Source organism: Acidocella sp. MX-AZ02 (assembly GCF_000306035.1).
In the GTDB taxonomy this organism is placed as follows: Bacteria; Pseudomonadota; Alphaproteobacteria; order Acetobacterales; family Acetobacteraceae; genus Acidocella; species Acidocella facilis.
In genome coordinates this window covers 11,545-33,212 of sequence record NZ_JH976212.1, presented here as the reverse complement: position 1 = coordinate 33,212, position 21,668 = coordinate 11,545, and the positions used below count along the sequence as shown (strand labels likewise).

At 62.2% G+C, this 21,668-nt stretch carries 24 protein-coding genes; 14 read left to right on the top strand and 10 right to left on the bottom strand.

Annotated elements, in window-relative coordinates:
• Position 1 precedes the first annotated feature (1 nt).
• Together MXAZACID_RS16820 and MXAZACID_RS16815 are read right to left on the bottom strand one after the other, a co-directional pair.
• A complete protein-coding gene (locus MXAZACID_RS16820) occupies positions 2-1,189 on the bottom strand; it encodes an acetyl-CoA C-acyltransferase (RefSeq protein WP_008495742.1) in 1,188 nt (395 codons plus the stop codon).
• Positions 1,190-1,253: 64 nt separating this feature from the next.
• The gene (locus tag MXAZACID_RS16815; RefSeq protein ID WP_008495741.1) at positions 1,254-1,667 is read right to left on the bottom strand and encodes an OsmC family protein; all 414 of its coding nucleotides are present in this window, start codon (positions 1,665-1,667) and stop codon (positions 1,254-1,256) included.
• 341 nt (positions 1,668-2,008) lie between these two features.
• On the opposite strand from MXAZACID_RS16815, the gene MXAZACID_RS16810 reads away from it, so the two are divergent.
• The 7 genes from MXAZACID_RS16810 (at position 2,009) to MXAZACID_RS16780 (ending at position 9,014) form a co-directional block, all read left to right on the top strand.
• The gene (locus MXAZACID_RS16810) at positions 2,009-2,536 is read left to right on the top strand and encodes a sigma-70 family RNA polymerase sigma factor (protein ID WP_008495740.1); all 528 of its coding nucleotides are present in this window, start codon (positions 2,009-2,011) and stop codon (positions 2,534-2,536) included.
• A gap of 70 nt (positions 2,537-2,606) precedes the next feature.
• Positions 2,607-3,668 carry a permease gene (locus MXAZACID_RS16805; protein ID WP_083878884.1) on the top strand — a complete coding sequence of 354 codons (1,062 nt, stop codon included), beginning with the start codon at positions 2,607-2,609 and terminating at the stop codon, positions 3,666-3,668.
• A gap of 34 nt (positions 3,669-3,702) precedes the next feature.
• Positions 3,703-3,939: a thioredoxin family protein gene (locus tag MXAZACID_RS16800; protein ID WP_008495738.1), complete on the top strand. Its 237-nt coding sequence runs from the start codon at positions 3,703-3,705 to the stop codon at positions 3,937-3,939.
• A 49-nt stretch (positions 3,940-3,988) separates the two neighbouring features.
• On the top strand, positions 3,989-5,047 hold the full coding sequence (locus MXAZACID_RS16795; RefSeq protein ID WP_008495737.1) for an efflux RND transporter periplasmic adaptor subunit: 1,059 nt from the start codon (positions 3,989-3,991) through the stop codon (positions 5,045-5,047).
• Complete coding sequence (locus tag MXAZACID_RS16790; RefSeq protein WP_008495736.1) at positions 5,031-6,782, top strand: ATP-binding cassette domain-containing protein; 1,752 nt, start codon at positions 5,031-5,033, stop codon at positions 6,780-6,782. The genes MXAZACID_RS16795 and MXAZACID_RS16790 overlap by 17 nt, the downstream gene beginning before the upstream one ends.
• Positions 6,779-7,900: an ABC transporter permease gene (locus tag MXAZACID_RS16785; protein WP_039885735.1), complete on the top strand. Its 1,122-nt coding sequence runs from the start codon at positions 6,779-6,781 to the stop codon at positions 7,898-7,900. Before MXAZACID_RS16790 ends, MXAZACID_RS16785 begins: the two co-directional genes overlap by 4 nt.
• A gap of 4 nt (positions 7,901-7,904) precedes the next feature.
• Positions 7,905-9,014, top strand: a complete 1,110-nt coding sequence (locus MXAZACID_RS16780) for an ABC transporter permease (protein ID WP_008495733.1) — start codon at positions 7,905-7,907, stop codon at positions 9,012-9,014.
• Between the two features lie 54 nt (positions 9,015-9,068).
• Here MXAZACID_RS16780 and arsH read toward each other — a convergent pair whose 3' ends face one another.
• From arsH to MXAZACID_RS16750, 6 genes are read right to left on the bottom strand one after another with little or no spacing between them, the layout of a single operon-like run.
• A complete protein-coding gene (gene arsH / locus MXAZACID_RS16775) occupies positions 9,069-9,785 on the bottom strand; it encodes an arsenical resistance protein ArsH (protein ID WP_008495732.1) in 717 nt (238 codons plus the stop codon).
• Complete coding sequence (gene arsB / locus MXAZACID_RS16770) at positions 9,778-10,857, bottom strand: ACR3 family arsenite efflux transporter (RefSeq protein ID WP_008495731.1); 1,080 nt, start codon at positions 10,855-10,857, stop codon at positions 9,778-9,780. The genes arsH and arsB overlap by 8 nt, the downstream gene beginning before the upstream one ends.
• 9 nt (positions 10,858-10,866) lie before the next feature.
• A complete protein-coding gene (locus tag MXAZACID_RS16765; protein WP_008495730.1) occupies positions 10,867-11,280 on the bottom strand; it encodes an arsenate reductase ArsC in 414 nt (137 codons plus the stop codon).
• A 12-nt stretch (positions 11,281-11,292) separates the two neighbouring features.
• Positions 11,293-11,721: an arsenate reductase (glutaredoxin) gene (gene arsC, locus MXAZACID_RS16760; protein WP_008495729.1), complete on the bottom strand. Its 429-nt coding sequence runs from the start codon at positions 11,719-11,721 to the stop codon at positions 11,293-11,295.
• Complete coding sequence (locus MXAZACID_RS16755) at positions 11,721-12,242, bottom strand: arsenate reductase ArsC (protein ID WP_008495727.1); 522 nt, start codon at positions 12,240-12,242, stop codon at positions 11,721-11,723. Before MXAZACID_RS16755 ends, arsC begins: the two co-directional genes overlap by 1 nt.
• On the bottom strand, positions 12,239-12,595 hold the full coding sequence (locus tag MXAZACID_RS16750) for a helix-turn-helix transcriptional regulator (protein ID WP_008495726.1): 357 nt from the start codon (positions 12,593-12,595) through the stop codon (positions 12,239-12,241). The genes MXAZACID_RS16755 and MXAZACID_RS16750 overlap by 4 nt, the downstream gene beginning before the upstream one ends.
• Before the next feature lie 452 nt (positions 12,596-13,047).
• On the opposite strand from MXAZACID_RS16750, the gene MXAZACID_RS16745 reads away from it, so the two are divergent.
• The 5 genes from MXAZACID_RS16745 (at position 13,048) to MXAZACID_RS16725 (ending at position 17,994) form a co-directional block, all read left to right on the top strand.
• A complete protein-coding gene (locus MXAZACID_RS16745; RefSeq protein WP_371137083.1) occupies positions 13,048-14,100 on the top strand; it encodes a DUF932 domain-containing protein in 1,053 nt (350 codons plus the stop codon).
• 210 nt (positions 14,101-14,310) lie between these two features.
• Positions 14,311-16,434 carry a ParB/RepB/Spo0J family partition protein gene (locus tag MXAZACID_RS16740; protein WP_008495724.1) on the top strand — a complete coding sequence of 708 codons (2,124 nt, stop codon included), beginning with the start codon at positions 14,311-14,313 and terminating at the stop codon, positions 16,432-16,434.
• A gap of 106 nt (positions 16,435-16,540) precedes the next feature.
• A complete protein-coding gene (locus tag MXAZACID_RS16735; RefSeq protein WP_051060416.1) occupies positions 16,541-17,038 on the top strand; it encodes a DUF6878 family protein in 498 nt (165 codons plus the stop codon).
• Positions 17,039-17,048: 10 nt separating this feature from the next.
• Positions 17,049-17,414: a hypothetical protein gene (locus tag MXAZACID_RS16730; protein ID WP_039885740.1), complete on the top strand. Its 366-nt coding sequence runs from the start codon at positions 17,049-17,051 to the stop codon at positions 17,412-17,414.
• 22 nt (positions 17,415-17,436) lie between these two features.
• A complete protein-coding gene (locus tag MXAZACID_RS16725) occupies positions 17,437-17,994 on the top strand; it encodes a hypothetical protein (RefSeq protein ID WP_240376726.1) in 558 nt (185 codons plus the stop codon).
• A gap of 87 nt (positions 17,995-18,081) precedes the next feature.
• Here MXAZACID_RS16725 and MXAZACID_RS16720 read toward each other — a convergent pair whose 3' ends face one another.
• Both MXAZACID_RS16720 and MXAZACID_RS16715 read right to left on the bottom strand, forming a co-directional pair.
• Positions 18,082-18,507: a type II toxin-antitoxin system VapC family toxin gene (locus tag MXAZACID_RS16720; protein ID WP_008495719.1), complete on the bottom strand. Its 426-nt coding sequence runs from the start codon at positions 18,505-18,507 to the stop codon at positions 18,082-18,084.
• A complete protein-coding gene (locus MXAZACID_RS16715; RefSeq protein ID WP_008495718.1) occupies positions 18,504-18,746 on the bottom strand; it encodes a type II toxin-antitoxin system Phd/YefM family antitoxin in 243 nt (80 codons plus the stop codon). Before MXAZACID_RS16715 ends, MXAZACID_RS16720 begins: the two co-directional genes overlap by 4 nt.
• A gap of 358 nt (positions 18,747-19,104) precedes the next feature.
• On the opposite strand from MXAZACID_RS16715, the gene MXAZACID_RS16710 reads away from it, so the two are divergent.
• Together MXAZACID_RS16710 and MXAZACID_RS16705 are read left to right on the top strand one after the other, a co-directional pair.
• Positions 19,105-20,130 carry a toprim domain-containing protein gene (locus tag MXAZACID_RS16710; protein WP_371137082.1) on the top strand — a complete coding sequence of 342 codons (1,026 nt, stop codon included), beginning with the start codon at positions 19,105-19,107 and terminating at the stop codon, positions 20,128-20,130.
• Between the two features lie 327 nt (positions 20,131-20,457).
• On the top strand, positions 20,458-21,396 hold the full coding sequence (locus tag MXAZACID_RS16705) for a DUF2493 domain-containing protein (RefSeq protein WP_008495714.1): 939 nt from the start codon (positions 20,458-20,460) through the stop codon (positions 21,394-21,396).
• The last annotated feature ends 272 nt before the right edge of the window (positions 21,397-21,668 follow it).

The following is a 21,668-nucleotide window of genomic DNA, read 5'->3' as shown; positions in this document are numbered from 1 at the left end:
GCTAAACGATGCGTTCTAACGCAAGCGCTACTCCCTGACCGCCGCCGATGCACAGCGTCACCATGCCGCGTTTGACCCCATCGCGCGCCATGGAGTGCAATAATCTTGTGGTCAGCACCGCGCCGGTTGCCCCAATCGGGTGGCCATGAGCGATGGCGCCGCCCTCGACATTTACAATGTCCTCGGGGAGGCCAAGTTTGTGCATGACCGCAAGCACAATGGCGGCAAAGGCTTCGTTGATCTCGATCCGGTCCAGATCACCGATACGCCATCCGGCGCGATCCAGAGCCTGCTGAACCGCGGGTACTGGGCCGAGGCCGAAGAACCCAGGTTCCACCGCTCCGATGCCATATGATACCAGCCGCGCCATCGGTACGAGCCCATGGCGTGCTGCCCAGCCCGCCTCAGCGACGATCATCGCGGCAGCACCGCTGTTCAGCCCGGGGGCATTGCCGGCAGTTATGGTGCCGTCCTTGCGGAATGCCGGTTTTAACGCCGCCAGACTCTCAGCGCTGGTATCCGGCCGGTTATGTTCGTCGTGCCCGAAATGGATTGACTCCTTGCGAGACGGGAGTTCAATGGGCACAATTTCACTTGCGAACTTGCCCGAGGCCTGCGCCGCGGCAAATCTGGTTTGTGAACGCAACGCCCAGGCGTCCTGCGCCGCCCGGCTAATTTCAAACTTGTTTGCCAAGTCTTCGGTATGCCAGCCAGAATGCTGACCGGAAAAGGCGTCGTTCAAGCCGTCTTCCAGCATTGCATCGGCCAGCACGCCAGGCCCCATGCGATAGCCCCAACGCGCTTCGCGTTGTAGATAGGGCGCTAGGTCCATGTTTTCCATGCCACCGGCGATGGCGCTGTCGATGAGTCCCAGCATCACCTCTTGCGCGGCCGAGATGATTGCCTGCGCGCCGGACCCGCAGACACGGTTTACGGTCAGTGCTGGAACAGTGACTGGCAAGCCAGCGGCGATCGCAGCTTGGCGGGCGGGGTTCATTTTGGTTCCAGCCTGGATCACGTTGCCCATCACCACGGTGCCGATTGCATCAACGGCCAAGCCAGCGCGGGAGAGAACGGCATTGATGCAGGCAGCGCCCAGCGCCGGTGCTGTCATGGTTTTCAAGCTGCCGCCAAACGTGCCGATTGCAGAACGCTGGGGCGCGCAAATCACGACTTCATTGTGAGCCATCACCGAATTCCTTTCTTTTCACGTGAAGTCTGTTAGCTGTGGCGGCAATATGAACTGGCCCGGGTCAATCCGCTGGAGCGCGCCGTGACAGCGTGCCCGTGAGTTCCACCACCGCGGCGATAGTGTTGAAGATGGTGCCGTATTTGCGGATGTTCTCGTGCATCAGCTCAAGCCTCCGGTCCGGTTCGTCCGTATCGAGCACGATCTCGTAGTCGATACGGGTAAGTCTGGGCGGGTGATCCTCCCGCACGGCATGAACCCGTACCTCGGCGCTGGAGAAGCGGAACGTCAGCATTGGTGCGACGCGTTCCAGGTTCTTCAGCATGCAAGCGGCAACGGCCGCGAGCAACAGCTCGGCGGGGTTGAACGCATCGGATCCGCCCGCAGGATCGGTATCCATCTCAAGTTCGGCCTGCTTGCATGTAGCGAGGCTGCCATGGTGGTCCCGGCGTACTGCGCGGATGGAATAGTCCAGCATCGAAGTTTCTCCTGATCAGCGCGGGCCAATGGACAGCGTGGCGTGGTCGAAAGGTATGGCAGGCCCACTGCCTGACAGGGGTGAATTTAGCATCCCGGCGGATACGCGCATTGACCGGGGTCAAAGGTAATCTCAGGGTTGGTACCGGGGGCTTGCCTTTGAAGCAGAAGGGACGTGATGCTTGATCGACGTCAAGGACATTTTTGTATGGTGGTGGTTAGCGTCTTTGTATGGTGGTGGTTATCGTCGGGTGAAATGGTTTTTAAGGTTCGTCAATAAGTTGCGGGCCTGCGGCGTGAGTCGCCAAGTCTCGAGGGGAAGGGGTCATGATTGCTCCGTGCATGTGGCGCAGTTGGGAGGCGCAGAAGGACGAATTACGGTCTTTTTTGCATCGCCGCCTGGCGGACGCGCCCGCGACCGAAGATGTATTGCACGAGGTTTTCCTTAAAGCGGCGCTTCAGGGCGGTCAATTTTGCCAGATCGAACATCCGCGCGCGTGGTTCTTTCAGGTCGCGCGCAACGTCGTGGCGGATCGGCACCGTCGGGGCCGGGTGTTTGAGCCCGTACCCGATGACTTGCCAGCCCTATCGCAAGAGACTTCACCCGTGGAGGCCTTGGCACAATGTCTGCCCCAAGCCTTGGCGACTCTTGCGCAGGAAGACCGGGATGCCCTCGAGCATTGCGAGATCGCGGGGATGACGCAACGCGACTATGCGGCATTGCGCGGGTTGAGCTTGCCGGCGGCCAAATCCCGTGTTCAGCGCGCCCGCGCCAAGCTGCGGGAGATTCTGGTTGGCCAGTGCGGGGTGCGCTTTGACAAACAGACAGGGCAGGTTTGTTGCCATGTGCCGCAGGATGCGCGGGGGTGAATTATTTTTGCGTCCTTTTGCCTGGTTTCGCGTCTTCAGAGGTGATTACGGAACCGCGGCGGAGTTTATCATGAGCATCCCCTTGTCCTCACCAACACCAGCCCCGCATGGACCCGTTTGGCGGCCCTGGGCCGTGCCGGTGCTGTTCGTGCTGGGCTGGCTTGCCCTCTACAGCCAGTTGCAAACTGCCGCGAATGGTTTCGCGGCGTATCTCTTTGCCCTGCTGGGGATCGACCCTCACTCACATTTGGCCTCGGCATTGAGTTTTTTCATGTTCGAGGTTCCGAAAGTGTTGATGTTGCTGACGCTGATCGTGTTCATCGTCGGTGTCATTCAGACCTTCTTTTCTCCCGAGAAGACCCGCGCCATTCTGGCGGGCAAACGCCATGGCGTGGGCAATGTGCTGGCGGCGGCGTTGGGCATTGTCACACCGTTCTGTTCGTGCTCGGCGGTGCCCCTGTTCATCGGCTTCCTGACATTCGGTGTGCCGCTTGGAGTCACCTTCTCCTTCCTTGTGTCATCGCCGATGGTCAATGAGGTGGCGCTGGCCTTGCTGTTTGGCCTGTTCGGCTGGAAGATCGCGCTGCTTTACATGGGATTGGGCTTGTCCGTGGCCATCGCGGCTGGGCTGGTCATAGGGCGGTTCAATCCGGTGGGGCTGGTTGAACCCTGGGTCTTTGAAATTTCCGCGATCGCCGCCACCGAAACCGTGCCCAGCTGGGCTGAGCGCTTTGCCCAGGGCTGGTCGCATGTGCGCGATATCGTCTTGAAGGTCGCGCCGTATATTGTCGCGGGCGTTGGGGTTGGCGCCTGGATTCATGGGTATGTCCCGCAGAATTTCATGGCGCATCTGATGGGACGGAGCGCCTGGTGGTCGGTGCCGCTGGCGGTGCTGATCGGCGTGCCGATGTATTCCAATGCCGCAGGCATCATTCCCGTGGTGCAGGCGCTGTTGGGCAAGGGGGCCGCGCTGGGCACGACGCTAGTCTTCATGATGTCTGTTACCGCCTTGTCCTTTCCTGAATTCATGATTTTAAAGAAAGTGATGCGGCCAAAGCTCATCGCCCTGTTCGCCGGCGTGGTCACGGTTGGGATCATCATCGTCGGTTATGTGTTCAATGCAGTCATGTGAGGATTGCACGGTTTTTCATCTTGGAGGTCATTTCATGAAAACGATCAAAATTCTCGGCAGTGGTTGCGCCAAATGCAAGGCCACCCAACAAATCGTGGAGGAGGTTGTGGCCGCGCAAAATGTGCAGGCGCGGATCGAGAAAATCCAGGACATAGCGGAGATCGCCCGCCATGGGGTGATGCGGACGCCAGCCGTGATGATCGACGAAAAACTCGTGCATGCAGGCAGCGTGCCGGACCGCGCAGAGGTGGCCGGGTGGTTTGCCGTTTGAGGGCTGTTGGTGCCACGCAATCGCTGCGGCGCGGCGGTGGAGATGAAATATGAAGCTGGCCAGAAAAGCGCGGCTCATTGGCGCGGGCCTGGCGCTGGTGCTCATGGCCGGGGGGATATGGCTCGTACTGCGCGGCCGCGAGGCGGCGGGCAACAGCTTGACCTTATATGGCAATGTCGATATCCGTGAAGTCGATGCGGCGTTCTATGATTCCGGGCGGATCAGCCAGATGCTGGTGCAGGAAGGGGATCGGGTTCACCCCGGCGAATTACTTGCCACCCTCGACCAAAGCCGCTTCGCCGATGCGCTGACCGCCGCTACCGCCCAGGCCGCCAACCAGAAGCAGGTGCTGGCGGCTTTGCTGGCGGGCTCGCGCCCCGAGCAAGTCGCCCAGGCCAAGGCGCAGATGGACGCGCTGGAAGCGGTATACCGGAACGATGCCGCCAATTACAGCCGCTACGCCACGCTGGCGCCGGGCGGGGCCGCGACCATCCAGCAGCGTGACGACGCGCTCGCCGCATACCAGAACGCCAAACAGACCTATGAGGCAGCCAAACAGGCTTACATATTGGCGGTGAAGGGGCCGCGCGCGGAGGATATAGCCGCGGCCCAGGCCGCTTATGACGCTGCCCAAGCCAACGCGGCGCTGGCCGCGCAGGAATATAAAGACACTAAACTCTACGCCCCTGCCGATGCCGTTGTGGAAGAGCGCGTGCAGGAGCCAGGTGACATGACCTCACCCGCCATGCCGGTTTATACCTTGGCGCTTATCAACCCGATCTGGGTACGGGCCTATGTGCCGGAGAGCGATATGGGCAAGATCAGGCTCGGCATGGCGGCCGAAATCAGCACCGATTCCTACCCCGGAAATCTTTACGAGGGGTGGGTTGGGTATATTTCGCCGACAGCGGAATTCACGCCTAAAAATGTAGAGACGCCTGATCTGCGGGCCGAGCTTGTTTATCAGATACGAGTTTATGCTTGCGACCCGCATGGGCAATTGCGGCTTGGCATGCCCGCCACGGTGAGCATCACGCTGAACCAGAGCATACAGGTCAACGCGCCGCGCGGGCCGCAAGCCTGCACCAGCCATGCCACCAGCCACTAACCCGCTGGCGCTGGAAATCGCGGGGCTGAGCAAGCGGTTTAGCCTGGACAAACGCCAGGTCACCGCGCTCGACGGCATCTCGGCGCGCACCAAGGCGGGGCTGGTGACCGGGTTGATCGGCCCCGATGGCGCCGGGAAAACAACCCTGATGCGGCTCATCGCCGGATTATTGCGCGCCGATGCGGGTGCCATCCGTGTGTTTGGCGTTGACGTGGGCGCAAGCCCATTGGCAGTGCAGGGCATGCTCTCTTACATGCCGCAGCGTTTTGGGCTGTATGAGGATTTAACCGTAAGCGAGAACCTAACCCTCTATGCCGATTTGCAGGGCGTGCCCCGCGCTCAGCGTGCCGCCCAGTTCGCCACCCTGCTGGAGATGACCGGCATGGCCCGCTTCACCTCCCGGCTGGCGGGAAAGCTCTCGGGCGGCATGAAGCAGAAGCTGGGCCTAGCCTGCACACTCATCCGCGCGCCACGCCTGCTGCTGCTGGACGAACCGACCGTGGGGGTGGACCCTGTTTCACGGCGGGAATTATGGCACATCGTCGATCATCTCGTGCGCGGCTCAGGCATGAGCGTGCTGGTTTCAACCGCGTATCTCGACGAGGCGGAGCGTTGCGACGAGGTGCTGCTGTTGCATGAGGGGCGGTTGATTGGCGAGGGCCAGCCCGGCAACTTTACCGCCGCCATGGCGGGGCGGAGCTTCCTTGTGCGCACGCCAGCACTTTCAAAGCGTGCCGCGCAGGCGCTCCTGGCCGCCCAGCCCGGCGTAGCGGACGCGCTGATCCAGGGCGAGGCGGTGCGGCTGGTGATGGCCAGTGCGCGGGCGCCGGATTTTGTCGGTGTGCCGAGGCTAGGGGAAGCCAGCATCGTCCCAGTGGCGCCGCGCTTTGAAGACCGGTTTGTCGATTTGTTGAAGCAAACCGCGCCAACCCCGGCAACGGCGCCAGCTCCGCGCGCGGCCGCATCGGAACCCGGCACACGGGTGATCGAGGTGGAGCATCTGAGTAAGCTCTTTGGCGCTTTCCGCGCCGTGGATGATATCAGCTTCACGGTACGGCGCGGCGAGATTTTTGGCCTGCTGGGGGCCAATGGCGCCGGTAAATCCACCACCTTCCGCATGTTGTGCGGCCTGCTGCCCGCTAGTGAGGGCACATTGCGCGTGGCCGGGTTTGATTTGCGCCGCGCCGCGGCCCCGGCGCGCGCCAGGCTGGGCTATATGGCGCAAAAATTCTCGCTTTATGGCGATTTATCGGTGCTGCAAAACCTACGCTTCTTCAGTGCCGCCTACCGGCTGAGCGGCGCCCGGCAGGCGGCGCGCATCGGCTGGGCGCTGGAGGAATTCGAGCTGCGGCAGGTGCAGGGTGCCACGGCGCGGGATTTGCCGCTGGGCTTCAAGCAGCGTCTGGCCCTGGCCTGCGCCCTCATGCATGAGCCTGACATTCTGTTTCTCGATGAGCCGACTTCCGGTGTCGACCCGCTGGCGCGGCGTGAATTCTGGCAACGCATCAACGCCCTGGCGGAGGCTGGCGTGACGGTTCTCGTCACCACGCATTTCATGGATGAGGCGGAGTATTGCGACCATCTGGTCATCATGGCACAGGGGCGGATTCTTGCTGCCGGCAGCAGCGAGGAGCTGAAACAGGCTGCGAGTGGTCCGGCCGCGCCGGACCCGACGATGGAAGATGCTTTCATCGCGCTAATTGAGGCTGATACGCGCCGCGGGGCGGCGGCATGAGCGGCGGCGCTATGCGGCTGGCGGGGCTGATCCGCAAGGAGGCTTTGCAGATTTTGCGCGACCCGTCCTCGCTCGCCATCGCCTTCATTCTTCCCGCGATGCTGCTGCTGCTGTTCGGCTATGGCGTCTCACTGGACGCGCGGCATGTGGGGCTGGGCATCGTGACGGACCAGCCCAGCGCGGCGGCGGCGAGTTTTACCGCGCAATTCCGGCAATCACCCTATTTCTCGCCGCGCGATTTTTCCAGCGCCGCCGCCGCGCAAACGGCGTTGAGCAATGGCCAGATCGACGGTTTTATCTGGATGCAGGGCGATTTTTCACGGCAAATGCGGGCGGGACACAGCCCGGCGATTGGCGAGTTTGTCAATGGAATCAACGCCAATAATGCCCGGCTGATCGAGAATTACGTGCAGCAGAGCTGGGTGAACTGGCTCGCCCAGCAAGCCATGCAAGCAGGTGCCGCCAGCCCGTTCCCCATTGGCGTGCAGCCACGCATCTGGTTCAACCCCGAGGTCAGCAGCCGCGACTATTTGGTGCCGGGGTTGATCGCGGTGATCATGACCCTCACGGGCGCGCTGCTTACCGCCCTGGTGATCGCCCGGGAATGGGAGCGCGGCACCATGGAGGCGCTGATGGTCACCCCTGTGAGCGTGGCTGAAATTCTGCTCTCGAAGATCATCCCCTATTTTCTGCTGGGCATGGGCGGCATGGCGCTTTCGGTGCTCATCGCGGTGTTTCTGTTCGGTGTGCCGCTGCATGGTTCGCTTCTGGTGCTCACGCTGGCCAGCGCGTTGTTCATGCTGGCCGCGCTTGGCATGGGGCTGCTGATTTCCACCGTGGCGAAAAACCAGTTCGTAGCGGGGCAGATCGCCATCATCACCACATTTTTGCCGGCCTTCATCCTGTCAGGCTTCATCTTCGATATTTCCTCCATGCCCGGCGCGATCCAGCTCATCACCCACATCGTCGCCGCGCGTTACTTCGTTGCCTTGCTGCAAACCTTGTTTTTGGCGGGCACGGTGTGGGCGGTCGTGCTGCCCAATTTGTTCGCGCTGCTGATCATGGCCGTGCTGTTTCTGGGCCTGGCCCGGCGCGCTTCGCGCAAGCGGCTGGATTAAGCCAATGCCCTATCATCTGCTTGCCCTCATCATCAAAGAATTTCTCGCCATTCTGCGAGATGCCAAAAGCCGCATGGTGCTCATCGGCCCGCCGCTCATCCAGCTCGTCGTCTTCGGCTATGCCGCCAGCTTCGACCTGAACCATGTCCCTTTCGCGGTATATGACCAGGACCAGAGCGTGGCCTCGCGCGATCTAGTGGCGGCGTTTTCCGGGGCACCCGCCTTTCAGCAAGTGGCGCAATTGCACAGCGCGCGTGACATCAAGCCGCTGATCGAGTCCCGGCAGGTGGAAATGGTGCTCGACATCGACCCGCGTTTCTCGCGCGACCTGTTCACGCATCAGCCCGCCCCGGTGCAGGTCATCGTCGATGGCCGCAACTCCAACACCGCGCTGCTCATTCTGGGCTATGCCAACAGCATCATTTCCGATGAAGGCTCGGTCTGGGCCACCGCGCATGGCGCCCCGGCACCGCTCGCGCGGCTGGAGCCGCGCGCGCTTTACAATCCAAACCTCGACTCGCACTGGTTCATCATCCCCGGCATCGTGGCGTTGCTGACCCAGGTTGTGACTTTGCTCGTGGTCGGCCTGTCGGTGGCGCGCGAGCGCGAGGCCGGCACGTTCGACCAGATTCTCGTGACCCCGCTGACCCAGATGGATATTCTGCTCGGCAAGAGCATTCCCGGCCTCATCATCGGCGTCATCGAGGCCAGCGTCATCATCGCCGCCACGGTGTTCTGGTTTCACGTGCCGTTTCAGGGCGGGCTGTTGCAGCTTTATGCCGGTCTCGTATTGTTCACCATCGCGGTAACCGGCATCGGGCTGATGATCTCGTCCCTCGCGGCCACGCAGCAGCAGGCATTGCTGGGGGCGTTTTTGTTCATGGTGCCATCCATCATTCTGTCCGGCTTTGCCACGCCCATCGCCAACATGCCGGTGCCGGTGCAATGGCTCACGCTCATCAACCCGATGCGCTATGCGCTCGTCATCATCCGCCGCTGCTTTTTGGAGCAGCCCGGCTTTGCGGCACTCTTGCCCGATTATGCGGCGATGGCGGCGCTGGGTTTTTGCAGCCTGCTGGCCGCAGCCTGGCTGTTCCGCAAGCGCGCGGTGTAAGCCGCCACCCCGCCAGCCCACGCGCCTGCCAGTCAGCCTCAAGTCTGGCTGGTTTTAAATGGACCGCTGATTGACCCGCCGGGATAATTCCTCGGCGTTTTCCTTGCGCTCGCTATAGCGGTCCACCAGGTAATCGGCGCAGTTGCGTGTCAGCAGAGTGAATTTCACCAACTCCTCCATCACATCCACGATGCGGTCATAATAGGCGGAGGGTTTCATGCGGTCATTCTCGTCAAATTCCGCGAAGGCTTTCGCCACCGATGACTGGTTGGGGATGGTGATCAGGCGCATCCAGCGGCCCAGAATGCGAAGCTGGTTGACCGCGTTAAAACTCTGCGAACCGCCGCAAACCTGCATCACAGCCAGGGTTTTGCCCTGGGTGGGGCGTACGGCGCCAAGCGCCAGGGGAATCCAGTCGATCTGCGCCTTCATGATGGCGGTCATGGCGCCGTGGCGCTCGGGCGAGCACCATACCATGCCCTCGCTCCAACTTACCAAGTCGCGCAATTCCTGCACCTTGGGGTGGCTGACCTCGGCATCGTCGGGCAGCGGCAGGCCCGAGGGGTTGAAGCAGCGTGTCTCGGCACCAAAACGCTGTAAAATCCGCGCGGCTTCCCCTGTCGCCAGCCGGCTGAAGGAGCGTGGGCGTACCGAGCCGTAAAGCAGCAGGATGCGTGGCTTATGCGATACAGGCGGCGCGCCTTGGAGGCGGGATGGGTCAACCGGCGCGAAGCAGGATTCGACGATGTTGGGCATGGCGAGATCAGCCATGGGCGGCACCATGCTCGTACCATCCTTTTGATGCCGTCACGATCTTGACCACCAGCAGCATCACCGGCACCTCGATCAGCACGCCCACCACCGTTGCCAACGCCGCGCCGGAGTTGAAACCGAACAGGCTGATTGCCGCCGCCACCGCCAGTTCAAAAAAATTCGACGCGCCGATGAGTGCTGAGGGGCAGGCGATATTATGTTTCTCGCCCACCAGCCGGTTGAGCACGTAGGCAAGGCCCGAGTTGAAGAACACCTGGATGAGGATGGGGATGGCAAGCATCACGATCACCATCGGCTGGCGCAGAATCGCCTCTCCCTGAAAGGCGAACAGCAGCACCAGTGTGAGCAGCAAGGCGAGGATGGACCAGGGGCCGATCCGGCTCATCGCGGCATCGAACACCGCCTGCCCCCCGCCCAGCAAATGCCTGCGCCAGACTTGCGCGATGACAACCGGAATAATGATGTAAAGCACAACCGAGGTGATGAGCGTGCTCCAGGGCACGGAGATGGATGAAATGCCCAGCAGCAACGCCACGATGGGGGCGAAGGCGAAGACCATGATGGTGTCATTCATCGCCACCTGCGAGAGGGTGAACAACGGATCGCCGTTTGAAAGCCGGCTCCAGACGAACACCATGGCCGTGCAGGGGGCTGCGGCCAGCAGAATCAGCCCGGCGATGTAACTATCAATCTGCCCAGGCGGCAGCAGCGGGCGGAACAGATGCCCGATGAACACAGAGGCCAGCAGCGCCATAGAAAACGGCTTCACCAGCCAGTTCACGAACAGCGTCACGCCGATGCCGCGCACATGCTGCCTCACCTCGTGCAGCGCGCCAAAATCCACCTTCACCAGCATCGGGATGATCATCACCCAGATGAGAATGCCAACCGGCAGATTGACCTGGGCGATTTCCATGCGCCCCACGGCCTGGAACAACCCCGGCGCCATCTGGCCGGCCAGAATTCCGGCAATGATGCAGAGAAACACCCAGAGGGTGAGAAACCGCTCGAACACGCTCATCTTCGCCCCGGCGGCCGCCTTGGCGGTTACGTCACATTGAACTGACATGGCGACTCCTTACAGGCTCAGCGCTGCGCTCACGGCGGGCACCAGCCGGGCGCTGATGTCGTCACGAACCTTGATGAAACTTTCCAGAGGCTCGCCATGCGGGTCGTGGAAGGCGATGTGCAGGCGCGGTACGGGGCGGGGGAAGACCGGGCAGGTTTCCTTGGCATTGTCGCACACGGTCACTACGAGATCGATCTCGTCGTTCATCACCGCGTCAATGTCTTTTGGGTAGAGCCCTTCGGTTGGCAGCCCGGCCAGTTTCAGTGCCGCGATGGCACCGTCTGCCACCTTGGGCTGCGGGCGCGTGCCCGCCGAGAGGACGCGCACAGCGCCCCCCAATGCCTGGCGCAGGATCACTTCCGCCATCTGCGAGCGGCAGGAATTGCCCGTGCAGAGGATGAGAACGGCTTTTTCCCAGGTCATGCCGCTTGCTCCTTACAGATTATGCGTGATGGTGGTGGCCGCGCTCACGACGATTTCGCCGTCTTCCTTCGTAAAGGCCCCGCGCTGGGGATCGGGCAGAATCTCCAGCACCGTTTCCGAAGGGCGGCAGAGTTTCACGCCCAGCGTCGTCACCACAATTGGCCGGTTGATGAGGATCGGGTGCGCCATCATCGCGTCGAGGAGCTGATCGTCCGTTAAAGCTGGATTATCCAACCCCAACTCATCATAGGGCGTGCCTTTGCGGCGCAGCACATCGCGCGGCTTCACGCCCATCTGGCTGACAAGCCCCGCCAACACCGCGCGGCTTGGCGGGGTTTTCAGATATTCGATAATCGCCGGTTCCACACCGCTATTGCGGATCAGCCCGAGCACGTTGCGCGAGGTGCCGCAATCCGGGTTATGGTAAATCGTCACGCTCATCATGGGGTCTCCGTGGCGCTATCTGTGTTCAAGAGGCCAATGGCCCCGGCACGCTGCGCCAGCGCCATCCGGTCGAGGCTGGCAAAGGGCAGCACAGTGAAAATTTTGATCCGGTTTTCCAGCGCCCGCAGCGCTTCGCGGTAGGCTTGCATGCGGATGACCTCTGAACCGTCAATGGCCGCCGGGTCAGACATGCCCCAATGCGCGGTAATGGGCCGTCCAGGCCATGCCGGGCAGGTTTCGCCCGCCGCCTGGTCGCACAGGGTGAATATGAAATCCATCTCCGGCGCATCGGCGGCGGCGAACTCATCCCAGCTTTTGCTGCGTAGCCCTTCAACGGGTAGGCCAAGGGAGTTGAGCAGCGTCCAAGCCATGGGTTGCACGAAACCTTTGGGATGGCTGCCCGCGCTATAGGCATGAAATTTTCCCGCCCCCCACTTGTTCAACACCGCTTCAGCCATGATGCTGCGCGCGGAATTGCCCGTGCAGAGAAACAATACGTTGAAGGCGCGTTGGGTCATGTCAGCCTCGGCCGTTTTGGTTTGTCGAGCTTTGTTCCATCGCATGCCCCCACGCCACAGGCGGTGGCATCACCCAGGCAACAATTTTCGGTCAAATAGGCGAGCAGCGCATTCATGTTGGTGAACTCGGCTGAATAAATCAGCGAGCGGCTTTCCCGCTGAAAGCTGACCAGCCCGGCATGGCGTAATTCCTTGAGGTGGAAGGAGAGCGTGGCGGGCGGCAGGTTGAGCTGTTCGCCCAATTGCCCGGCAGGCATGCCGCCAGGCCCAGTTTGCACCAGAAGCCGGAATATATCGAGCCGTGTTTCCTGGGCCAGCGCGGTCAGCGCGGCTAGAACGTCCACTTTTTCCATAATTCCATTTATATGGAATTAAAAGTATTAGGTCAAGAAACCAGCGTCGTGGAATTTACCCGACGCTATGAGCAATATTTTGCCTATGCCGCTGGAACTGTATTTTGGTCAGCTCTCTTGTACACTGTGTTGGTCGCATGGCGGAGACATCCAATGTCTGGTCGCGTTAGGAATTTGTCCCGGTATCGACCCTTCTGGTCGTAACGAGAGCCAGAGTTTGGCTGGATTTTTCATGACGGGTTTTGGGTCGGGAGAGTGTCTTCCGGCGCCTGTCATGGAGATTTGCCATGAACATCAATGCGTCTGCCGCAGTTGCGGCTATAGGGTCCAACGCTGGCCGGGCTGGGGCGACGGGTTTTAAGGTCGATGTCAGTCAGGGCGAGCGATTGGGGCGGGTGTCGTCGGAATGGTTTTCGCGGCCCGATGATGAGCGCCTTTTGTCTCTGCCTGAGCTGTATGGCGCGGTCCGTGCCCGGGCGGAGCGGGCGGAGGCGCGGAATGTGGAGAGCCGGGCGATCCGGGTGGATGCGCGGCGCGATGACGGTGAGAACCTGGCGCTGATCGTGCCGGGGCAGGAGCGGCCGGTAGTGCCGACGCATTGGAGTTTTGGGCAGCTTTGCGGGCTGGTGGGCGCACCGGCGGGGTATTTGCGGGATCTGCCCGGCCCGCTGGCCGGGATCAATCTGCAGCACGGGCTGCTCAACCATCGCGCCGAGCTGGTGAAGACGCTGGAGAGTGATGACGGCCGGGTGGAACTGCGCGCGGTCACAGGGCCGGATTATGGGCGGATTTGGGACCATGAGCTGGTTTCGGCGGTGATGCGGATTGCCGGCAACGGCACTGGCGATACGAACTGGAAAGTTCCGGGCGTGCTGGACTGGGCGACGATGACGCATAACCCGTTTGTGGATGTGACGAAGGAGACCACCACGCTCTATGCCAGCGACAGGGACGTGTTTTTGTTCCTGGTCGATGACACGCATCCGATCGAGGCCGGACGGTTGGCGAATGGTGAGCCGGATTTGTTCTTTCGGGGATTCTATTGCTGGAATTCCGAGGTGGGCTCGAAGACGTTGGGTATCGCATCGTTTTATCTGCGCGCGGTGTGCGCCAACCGGAACATCTGGGGGGCGGAGGACTTCCAGGAGATCAGCATCCGGCACAGCAAATTCGCCACCCAGCGTTTTGCGCATGAGGCTGCACCGGCGCTGCGGCGCTTTGCCAATTCCTCGCCGGCGCCGTTCGTGGCGGGGATTAAAGCGGCACGGGAACAGATTGTCGCCCGCCAGGATGATGAGCGCGAGAGTTTCTTGCGCAAGCGCGGCTTCAGCAAAGGCGAGACGGCAAAGATCATCGCCACCGTGCTGGAAGAGGAAGGCCACCCGCCGGAGAGCGTGTTCGACTTCGTGCAAGGCATCACCGCTTTGGCGCGGACGCGCCCGCATCAGGATGCCCGGCTGGAGCTGGAGGGCAAAGCCAAGCTGCTGCTCGACCGGGTGGCCTGAGCGGCGTGCGTTGGCGTGAGGTTTAAAATATGCGTGTGTGCAAGCCGTGGGCCGGGGAGCAGGTCCACGGCTTGTTTTGTGGGGCGGGCGGGCTTGAACGGCTGAGCCTGAGCCGGGTCCAGCGCTGAGAGGCAGAGGGCGGCTGGGCGCTTGGTGACGGGTGATAGGCGCGGAGAGTGGCTCCGGGCCGCCCGTCATGGAGTTTGTCCCATGGGTAAAACCACGAAAACTGTTCAGAAAATCACGCTGAGCGCCTCGCGCGATATTCCGTTTGACCGGCTGGTGCTGAGTCAGGCCAATGTCCGGCGGGTGAAGGCGGGCGTCTCGATCGAGGAGCTGGCGGCGGATATCGCCCGGCGTACGCTGCTGCAGAGCATCACCGTGCGGCCGGTGCTGGATGAGGCGGGTGCCGAGACCGGCATGTTTGAAATCCCCGCCGGCGGGCGGCGCTACCGGGCGCTGGAATTGCTGGTACGGCAAAAGCGTCTGGCCAGGACCGCGCCTATCCCGTGCGTGGTGCGCACCGAGGGCATCGCCGAGGAAGACAGCCTGGCGGAGAATGTGCAGCGCGCCCCGCTGCATCCGCTGGATCAGTTCCGGGCGTTTCAGGCGCTGCGCGAGAAAGGGCAGAGCGAGGAGGAGATCGCGGCAGTGTTTTTTGTTGCGGTCTCGGTGGTGAAGCAGCGGCTGCGCCTGGCTGCCGTCTCGCCTCGGCTGCTTGAGGTTTATGCTGAGGATGAGATGACGCTAGAGCAACTGATGGCGTTCTCCGTCAGCCCCGACCACGAGCGCCAGGAGCAGGTGTGGGAGGCGGTGCAACGTTCCTACAACAAAGAGCCCTACCAGATACGCCGGATGCTGACCGAAGGCGCGGTGCGCGCTTCGGACAAGCGGGCGCAATATGCCGGCGAGGAATATGTCGCGGCGGGCGGTGCCATCATGCGCGATCTGTTCCAGCAAGATGATGGCGGCTGGCTGCAGGATGTCGGGCTGCTGGCTCGCGTCGTGGCGGAGAGACTGGAGCGCGATGCCGATGCGATCCGTGCTGAGGGCTGGAAATGGGTCGAGCAGGCTCCCGAATTCCCGTATGGCCACAGCTACGGCATGCGGCGCATTCCGGGCACGCGCCGTCCGCTCACCGAAGATGAGATCGCCCAGGTCGAGGCGTTGCGGGCCGAGGCGGAGCGGATCGAAGAGAAAGCTGCCGCGGCAGATGAATTCTCCGATGAGGCCGATGCCCGGCTCAATGAGATCGAGGCGGAGATCGATGCGCTGACCCAGCGCCCGCCGGTATATGATTCCGTCGAGATCGCTATGGCGGGGGCGTTTGTCAGCATCGATGGCAGCGGCAAGCTACGTGTTGAGCGCGGCTATGTGCGGCCCGGGGATGAGCCGGTGGTGGTCGAAGAAGCGGATGAGGCCGAATTGGTCGCGGAGGACAATGCACAGGGGCAGAATGAATATGCCGTGGCTGGCGCTGACTCCGACGTGGCGGAACCCGAGGCGGAGACGGAGGAGGAAGACGGGCTGAAACCTTTGCCGGACCGGTTGCTGACCGAACTGACCGCTTATCGCACGCTGGCGCTGCGCGAGGCGTTGGGCAATGAGCCCGGCATTGCCTATTTGGCATTGTTGCACGCGCTGTGCCTGCGGCTGTTCTACCGCTATGGCGCGGATTCCTGCCTGGAGATCGAGGCCAAGAGCGTGATGTTCGGCGCTCAGGCACCGGGCTTGGCGGACACGCCCTTGGCCGAGCGGGTCGACGCGCGGCACGAGACTTGGGCGGCGCAATTGCCGGAGGATACAGCCGAACTTTGGGATGCCCTCACCGATTTTGACAGCGATAGTCGGGAGGCTTTGTTCGCGCATTGCGTGGCGCTGACGCTGAACGGCATGCACGATGCCTATAACCGCCGTCCCCGCGCGCTGGCGCATGCCGCGCGGCTGGCGGATATTCTGGCACTCGACCTGGCCGCTGCGGGCTGGGCGCCGAATGTGGAGAATTACCTCGGCCGGGTGACCAAAGCGCGCATCCTCGAGGCCGTAAGCGAAGCCAAGGGCGAGCAGGCCGCGCAACGACTGGAGGGTCTGAAGAAGGGCGACATGGCCGAGGCCGCCGCGCAGGCGCTGGCGGGTACCGGCTGGCTGCCCGAGGTACTGCGCACGAAAGGCATGGAGACCATGGCGATGCCGGCAGATCCTGCTGCAGAAGCCACGCATAGTGCCTTCGCCGACGCCAGCGCGGATGCGACCGGCGAGGAGGCTGAGGTAGCCGATCTTCCGTCCGCCGAAGACCATGAACAGCTCGAGCCGCACGAGATCGCGGCGGAGTGATCCCAGAACCCCGAGGCGGCCCAAAGGCTGCCTCGGGTCTATTTCCTCATCCAACCTCAATTCAAACCCGGCTTCGTGCCGGGTTTTGCATTTCTGGAGACAGATCATGTCAGACAATCACAATCCAACACCTGGCCAGCAAGCGCCTGCCAGTCCCGATGCATTTTTGGCTTCATGGGAACAAAAAGAACGTGCGTATCGGGAGCGTGCGAGCGCCGTGCTCGCGGACAACAAAAAAACGCTGTTCGGCATTCTGGCGGAACATAGCATCACCGCCGTGATCGTGAATTTCGACGGCTATGGGGATAGCGGCCAGATCGAAGACATCACGGCCCAGAGCGGCGATGTTGCCGTTGAATTGCCGGATGAGCGGATCGAGATTTTTCGGCCCGGTTGGGATAGCCCGGACATCGAGCGCCAGACCCACACGGTACGTGAAGCCATCGAGGCGCTATCCTATGATTTTCTCGTGCAGACGCATTGCGGCTGGGAGAACAATGATGGAGCCTATGGCGATTTTACGTTCGACGTGACGGCGGGCAGCATCACGCTCGATTATAATGAGCGTTATACCGCCACCGAAAATTATTCCCATGAATTTTGAGGAGGCGGCAATGGCACATCCTTACCATCACGCTTTATCCTCCGCGAAAAAATGGGGCGGCACGGCGGAAGATTTTTTGTCGCTACATTCTTGGTTCGATGAGAGCAAGATGATCTCATCGGATTTTCGGCACCGGGCACTTCGCCATCATGCCGAGGGCATTTTTATGGCGGAGAGATTTTTCGGCCATGTCATGACGATCTCGACGGGGCGTGTCGTACCTGTGCGTTTGATCGGCGAGCAGCACGTTCGTGAAGACCTTGGCTTCATACCAGGCTTCGCGGATTGGATCAAAGCCATCCGCCCCGAACCCTGGATGGGCCGGGCCATGGCGCTGCATAGACTGCTCGATCCATTTGAAGCCGATGCCGCCTGAACATCGGCTTTCACCATCTATCTTGTTCAACACAGAACCCGGCCCCGTGCCGGGTTTTGCATTTTTGGAGGCCGACATGGCGGATTATTTTTTACCGACCGTGATCCCGGAGATCATCCCGAACGCGGACATGACGAACCTGGAGTTGTTGTTGCTCTCGCATATGTTCGATGCGGACGCAGATGGCGGCGGAACCTATTTCCATTCCTGGCAGGGACCCTCGGATCTGATCTTGGTCAATCGCGCCGAACTCAGCGCGGCGCTGGACACGGCCCGTAGCAGTGACAGCCAGGTGCGCGCCTATGTGGAAGAAAAACTCAAAAACGCTGCCGCGGATGATACATCCGTTGAACTGGATATGAGCGGCGTGTCCTGGGAGGTGATTCTCCAGGATATCGTGCGGCGTTCCACCAAGCTGCGCTACATCACCGTGACAACGGCGTTTACCTGTTCAAAAATGCGTGCCGACGGGTTTGGCGGCATGGCGCTGTTCATCACCGCCGATGCGATCAAAGCCTGCTCGACCACGGAGTTTCTGTCAGATTGTCTTGCCGACATCGACGGGCAGGAGAGCGGATAGACCGATGCTCTGGGCAATCCATGACCAATCATGACCAATGCGGATGGGCCGGACCTGGCAGGGGGACGGCCCATTTTGCGTGGGGGGTTACAGCAGCATCGTCTTTACGCCGAGTACCGCGCCTGCCTCGCCGAGGCGGCGGTCGAGCGTGCACAGGGTGGCGCCGTGATCCGCGCAGATGGCGAGATGCAGAGCATCGCCCGCGCGTAAACCCAGCGTGTATTGATCCGAGAAGCGGGCGGCGGTGCGGAATTGCAGCCCGCCGACAGCCAGGTGCAAGAAACTTTCGGCCGCCAATTGTGTGAACATGGCTAGGGCATCGGCACGATGCGCCGGTTGCAACTGGCCGGTGCGCAGCTTGACCGACAAGGCCGAGGAGAATTCGGTGACTACCCAGTCGCTGATGGCGAGGTCTCCAGCCTGTTGCGCGGCCAGCCAGGCCTGCATGCGCTCGGTCTCGGCTTCATTCGTCAGGGCGGCAACCAGTAGCGACGTGTCGAGATACAGGCTCAATAGCGCGCCTCATCGCGCATTTTGCGGATTGTCTCGCGCGCGGGTTCCGCCTGTTTCGGCATGGCGCTGGTCACGGCTTGCAAGGCACTGAGACTGACCGGCTTGCGCGGCGTATTGGCGGAGACGATCTGCGCTACCGGCTTGCCCCGGCGGGTGATACCCACGGCCTCGCCGGCGGCGGCCCGTTCGACCAGCTCGCTGAGATGTGCCTTTGCGTCGGCGAGACTGACATTGCCCATGGGGTATTCCTGACCAGTTAGATGGTCACCTATAGCATAGACCTTGGTCGAGTGGAAGAGTTGCGAGGGGACGGCGCCCGCGCACTTCCGATTCGGAAGTAGCGCACGGGCAGGGCTGGGCGATAGGCTGCGCTGTTCGGCTCAACGCCGAGGGTGGAGCCGGATTGGAGGCAATCTGTAGCGATGGAGGGGCAACGATGCCCAAGCCTGATTTTTCCATGCCGGTGGCCGAGCTGGCACAGATGCTGGCGCGGCAAGCCGAGGCTGTGTGCCGGTATTATATCTGCCAGCCGGGCGGCGCGAGGGGCGTTATTGGCTGGTGGGGGATGTTCATAACACGCCGGGGCGGTCCTTGTTTGTGCGTCTTACGGGCGGCGTCACGGGCAAGGGGGCTGCCGGGCGTTGGCAAGACGCAGCTGAGGGCACGCATGGCGATTTACTGGATTTGATCCGGGAAAACTGCGGCCTGACGGAATTTCGGGAGGTGGCCGAGGAGGCAAGGCGGTTTTTGGGGCTGACAGGGGATGATCATACTGCGGGTTACGAACACTGCTGCCGCCCTCTGGGCCATCTGCCCAGTTTACCGGGCTCTTGTGCCATCCCTGAGCCCCAGGCGGACGACGGCTGTGATCCCGCCCCTGATGCCGCCCAAGCCCAACGCGCCGCCAGGCGGTTGTTCGGCATGGCGCAGCCCCTCCCAGGCACCCTTGCTGAAACCTATTTGCACCGGCGCGGCATCACGCCAGAGGCACTTATCGGAATCGATGCCTTGCGGTTCCATCCGCGCTGTTTCCACCGTGCGACGCCGGAGGCACAGCCCAAACCTTGGCCAGCACTGATCGCAGCGGTCACGGACCTCGATGGCCGTATCACTGGTATCCAGCGCACCTGGCTTGATCCAGACGGGTGCGCCCCGCTTGATCCCATCCGGCTGGGTAAGGCACCACTGGCAACGCCACGCCGGGCGCTGGGGTTGCTGCTGGGCCATGCGGGGCGGTTTGGCACCGCGCCAGGGCTGGAGTGCGAACCGGTGAACGGTTTGCTCATGGCTGGCGAAGGCATCGAGACCGTGCTGTCCCTGCGCTGCGTGCTGTCCGCCATGCCGATGGCGGCCGCACTCTCGGCCGGGCATCTGGCCGCCCTCCTGCTCCCCGCTGGGCTGCGCCGGCTCTATATCGCCCGTGACGCCGATGCGGCCGGTGACCGTGCCATGGCAAGCTTGACGGAACGCGCTATTGCCGCCGGGGTCGAGGCGATCACGCTCTCGCCCCGCCTTGGCGATTTCAACGATGACCTCCGCGAACTTGGCGTCGCTGAATTGCGGGCAAACCTGCGGGTGCAACTGGCGCCCGAGGACGCGCAACGCTTCTTGGTGTCCGGCTGAGATTTAGTCTGGCGGATGACGAGATGATGGCCCGCTAACGCCGGGATCATCGCGCCCGTTGGGCACTTCATGCACCTGCCTACCACGAGGCCGCGCCGGCGGCCTTCCGAGAGGGCGCTCTGTGCCGTGGGCGGCGGCGGCCCGCAATGGCGGCGAGGCCGCTATTTTCCGCCGCCCCGGGGCTTTGCATCGCGAGACAAAATAGCGGCCCCGCCGCCATCCTCCGCTTACGCTCCGGCCCTGCGGGTGCAGGCCGCCGCCGCCCACGGCCTGGATCGCCATGGAAGGCCGCGATGGGCGCGGGCTTCCGGCAAACAGGAGCATCCCATGACCCGCGAGCATGACGATACCGGCTATGAGCCACCCCATGCATCCTCACCGACCGCGCATATCCTCAGCGAACTGCAACTCTACGGCTACCATCCCGGCCAGGACGAGCCTGACCCGCGGCCTTTGCCCGAAGCGCCGCTGATTGCCGGGGCAATCGCGGATATCTTCGATGCTTTCACCGCCACCTTGAGTGACACGCGCTTGGAGCCTGACCTCGAGGAATTGCTCTGGGCCACGGTTAATCTGTTCCACCGCGCCACCGGGCGGATTGAACGGCAGCTCGACGATAACGAGCAGGCGCAAAAGCGCAGCCAGAAGGAGCAGGATGGCTCAGAAATCCGCTCGGTCGAACTGGAACGGCTGACCGCGGAGGGACAGACATTGCTGGAACGCCGGGACTGCCTGGAATTCTTCCGCGACCAGGCATCCGAGCAGTTTGAACGGCACACACGCACCGCCTGGCGGCCCCGCGCGGGCTCGATGGTCAATCGCCGGGCGCTGACCGCCTCCCTCATCGACAGTCGCGACTTCATTACCGCCAAGCGCCAGGCGCAGATCGCACCACTGCTGCCAGCCGGCCCAAAAATCGCCTTTACCGGCGGGATGGAGTGCAATGACCACATGCTGATCTGGGACAAGCTCGACCGCGTGCATGCCAAGCACCCGGACATGGTGCTGCTGCATGGCGGCAGCCCGAGGGGCGCTGAGCGCATCGCCGCTGCCTGGGCCGATGCGCGCAAGGTAACGCAGATTGCCTACCGCCCCGACTGGACCCGGCACGCCAAGGCCGCCCCGTTCCGGCGGAATGACGCCATGCTGGAGGCATTGCCGATTGGTGTCATGGTGTTTCCCGGCACCGGCATCCAGGATAATCTCGCCGATAAAGCCAAGAAGCTCGGCATTCCGGTGTGGAGCTTTGGGAGCGGGGGCGCATAGCCCCCACAATTCAGCCCGCGCATGCCGTATCCCCGACGACGGAATAAGGCTGCCCGACCCGGCGACCTTATTCATCGGACAAGCTCCCGCCAACACCCCGCCTGGCAGCGCCGGGCGGGGTTCATCGTGGCATGTGTTCCGTTTTGCTGGCGGAACCTGACGTGAAAGGCGTTGCCCTCGCGCCGGATTGTCGTTGATTGGCAGAGTCAGGCGCGCGTCTCGACTCATCGCTTGACCGGAACGATCTCTCCACGGCGAAGTGCATGACCATA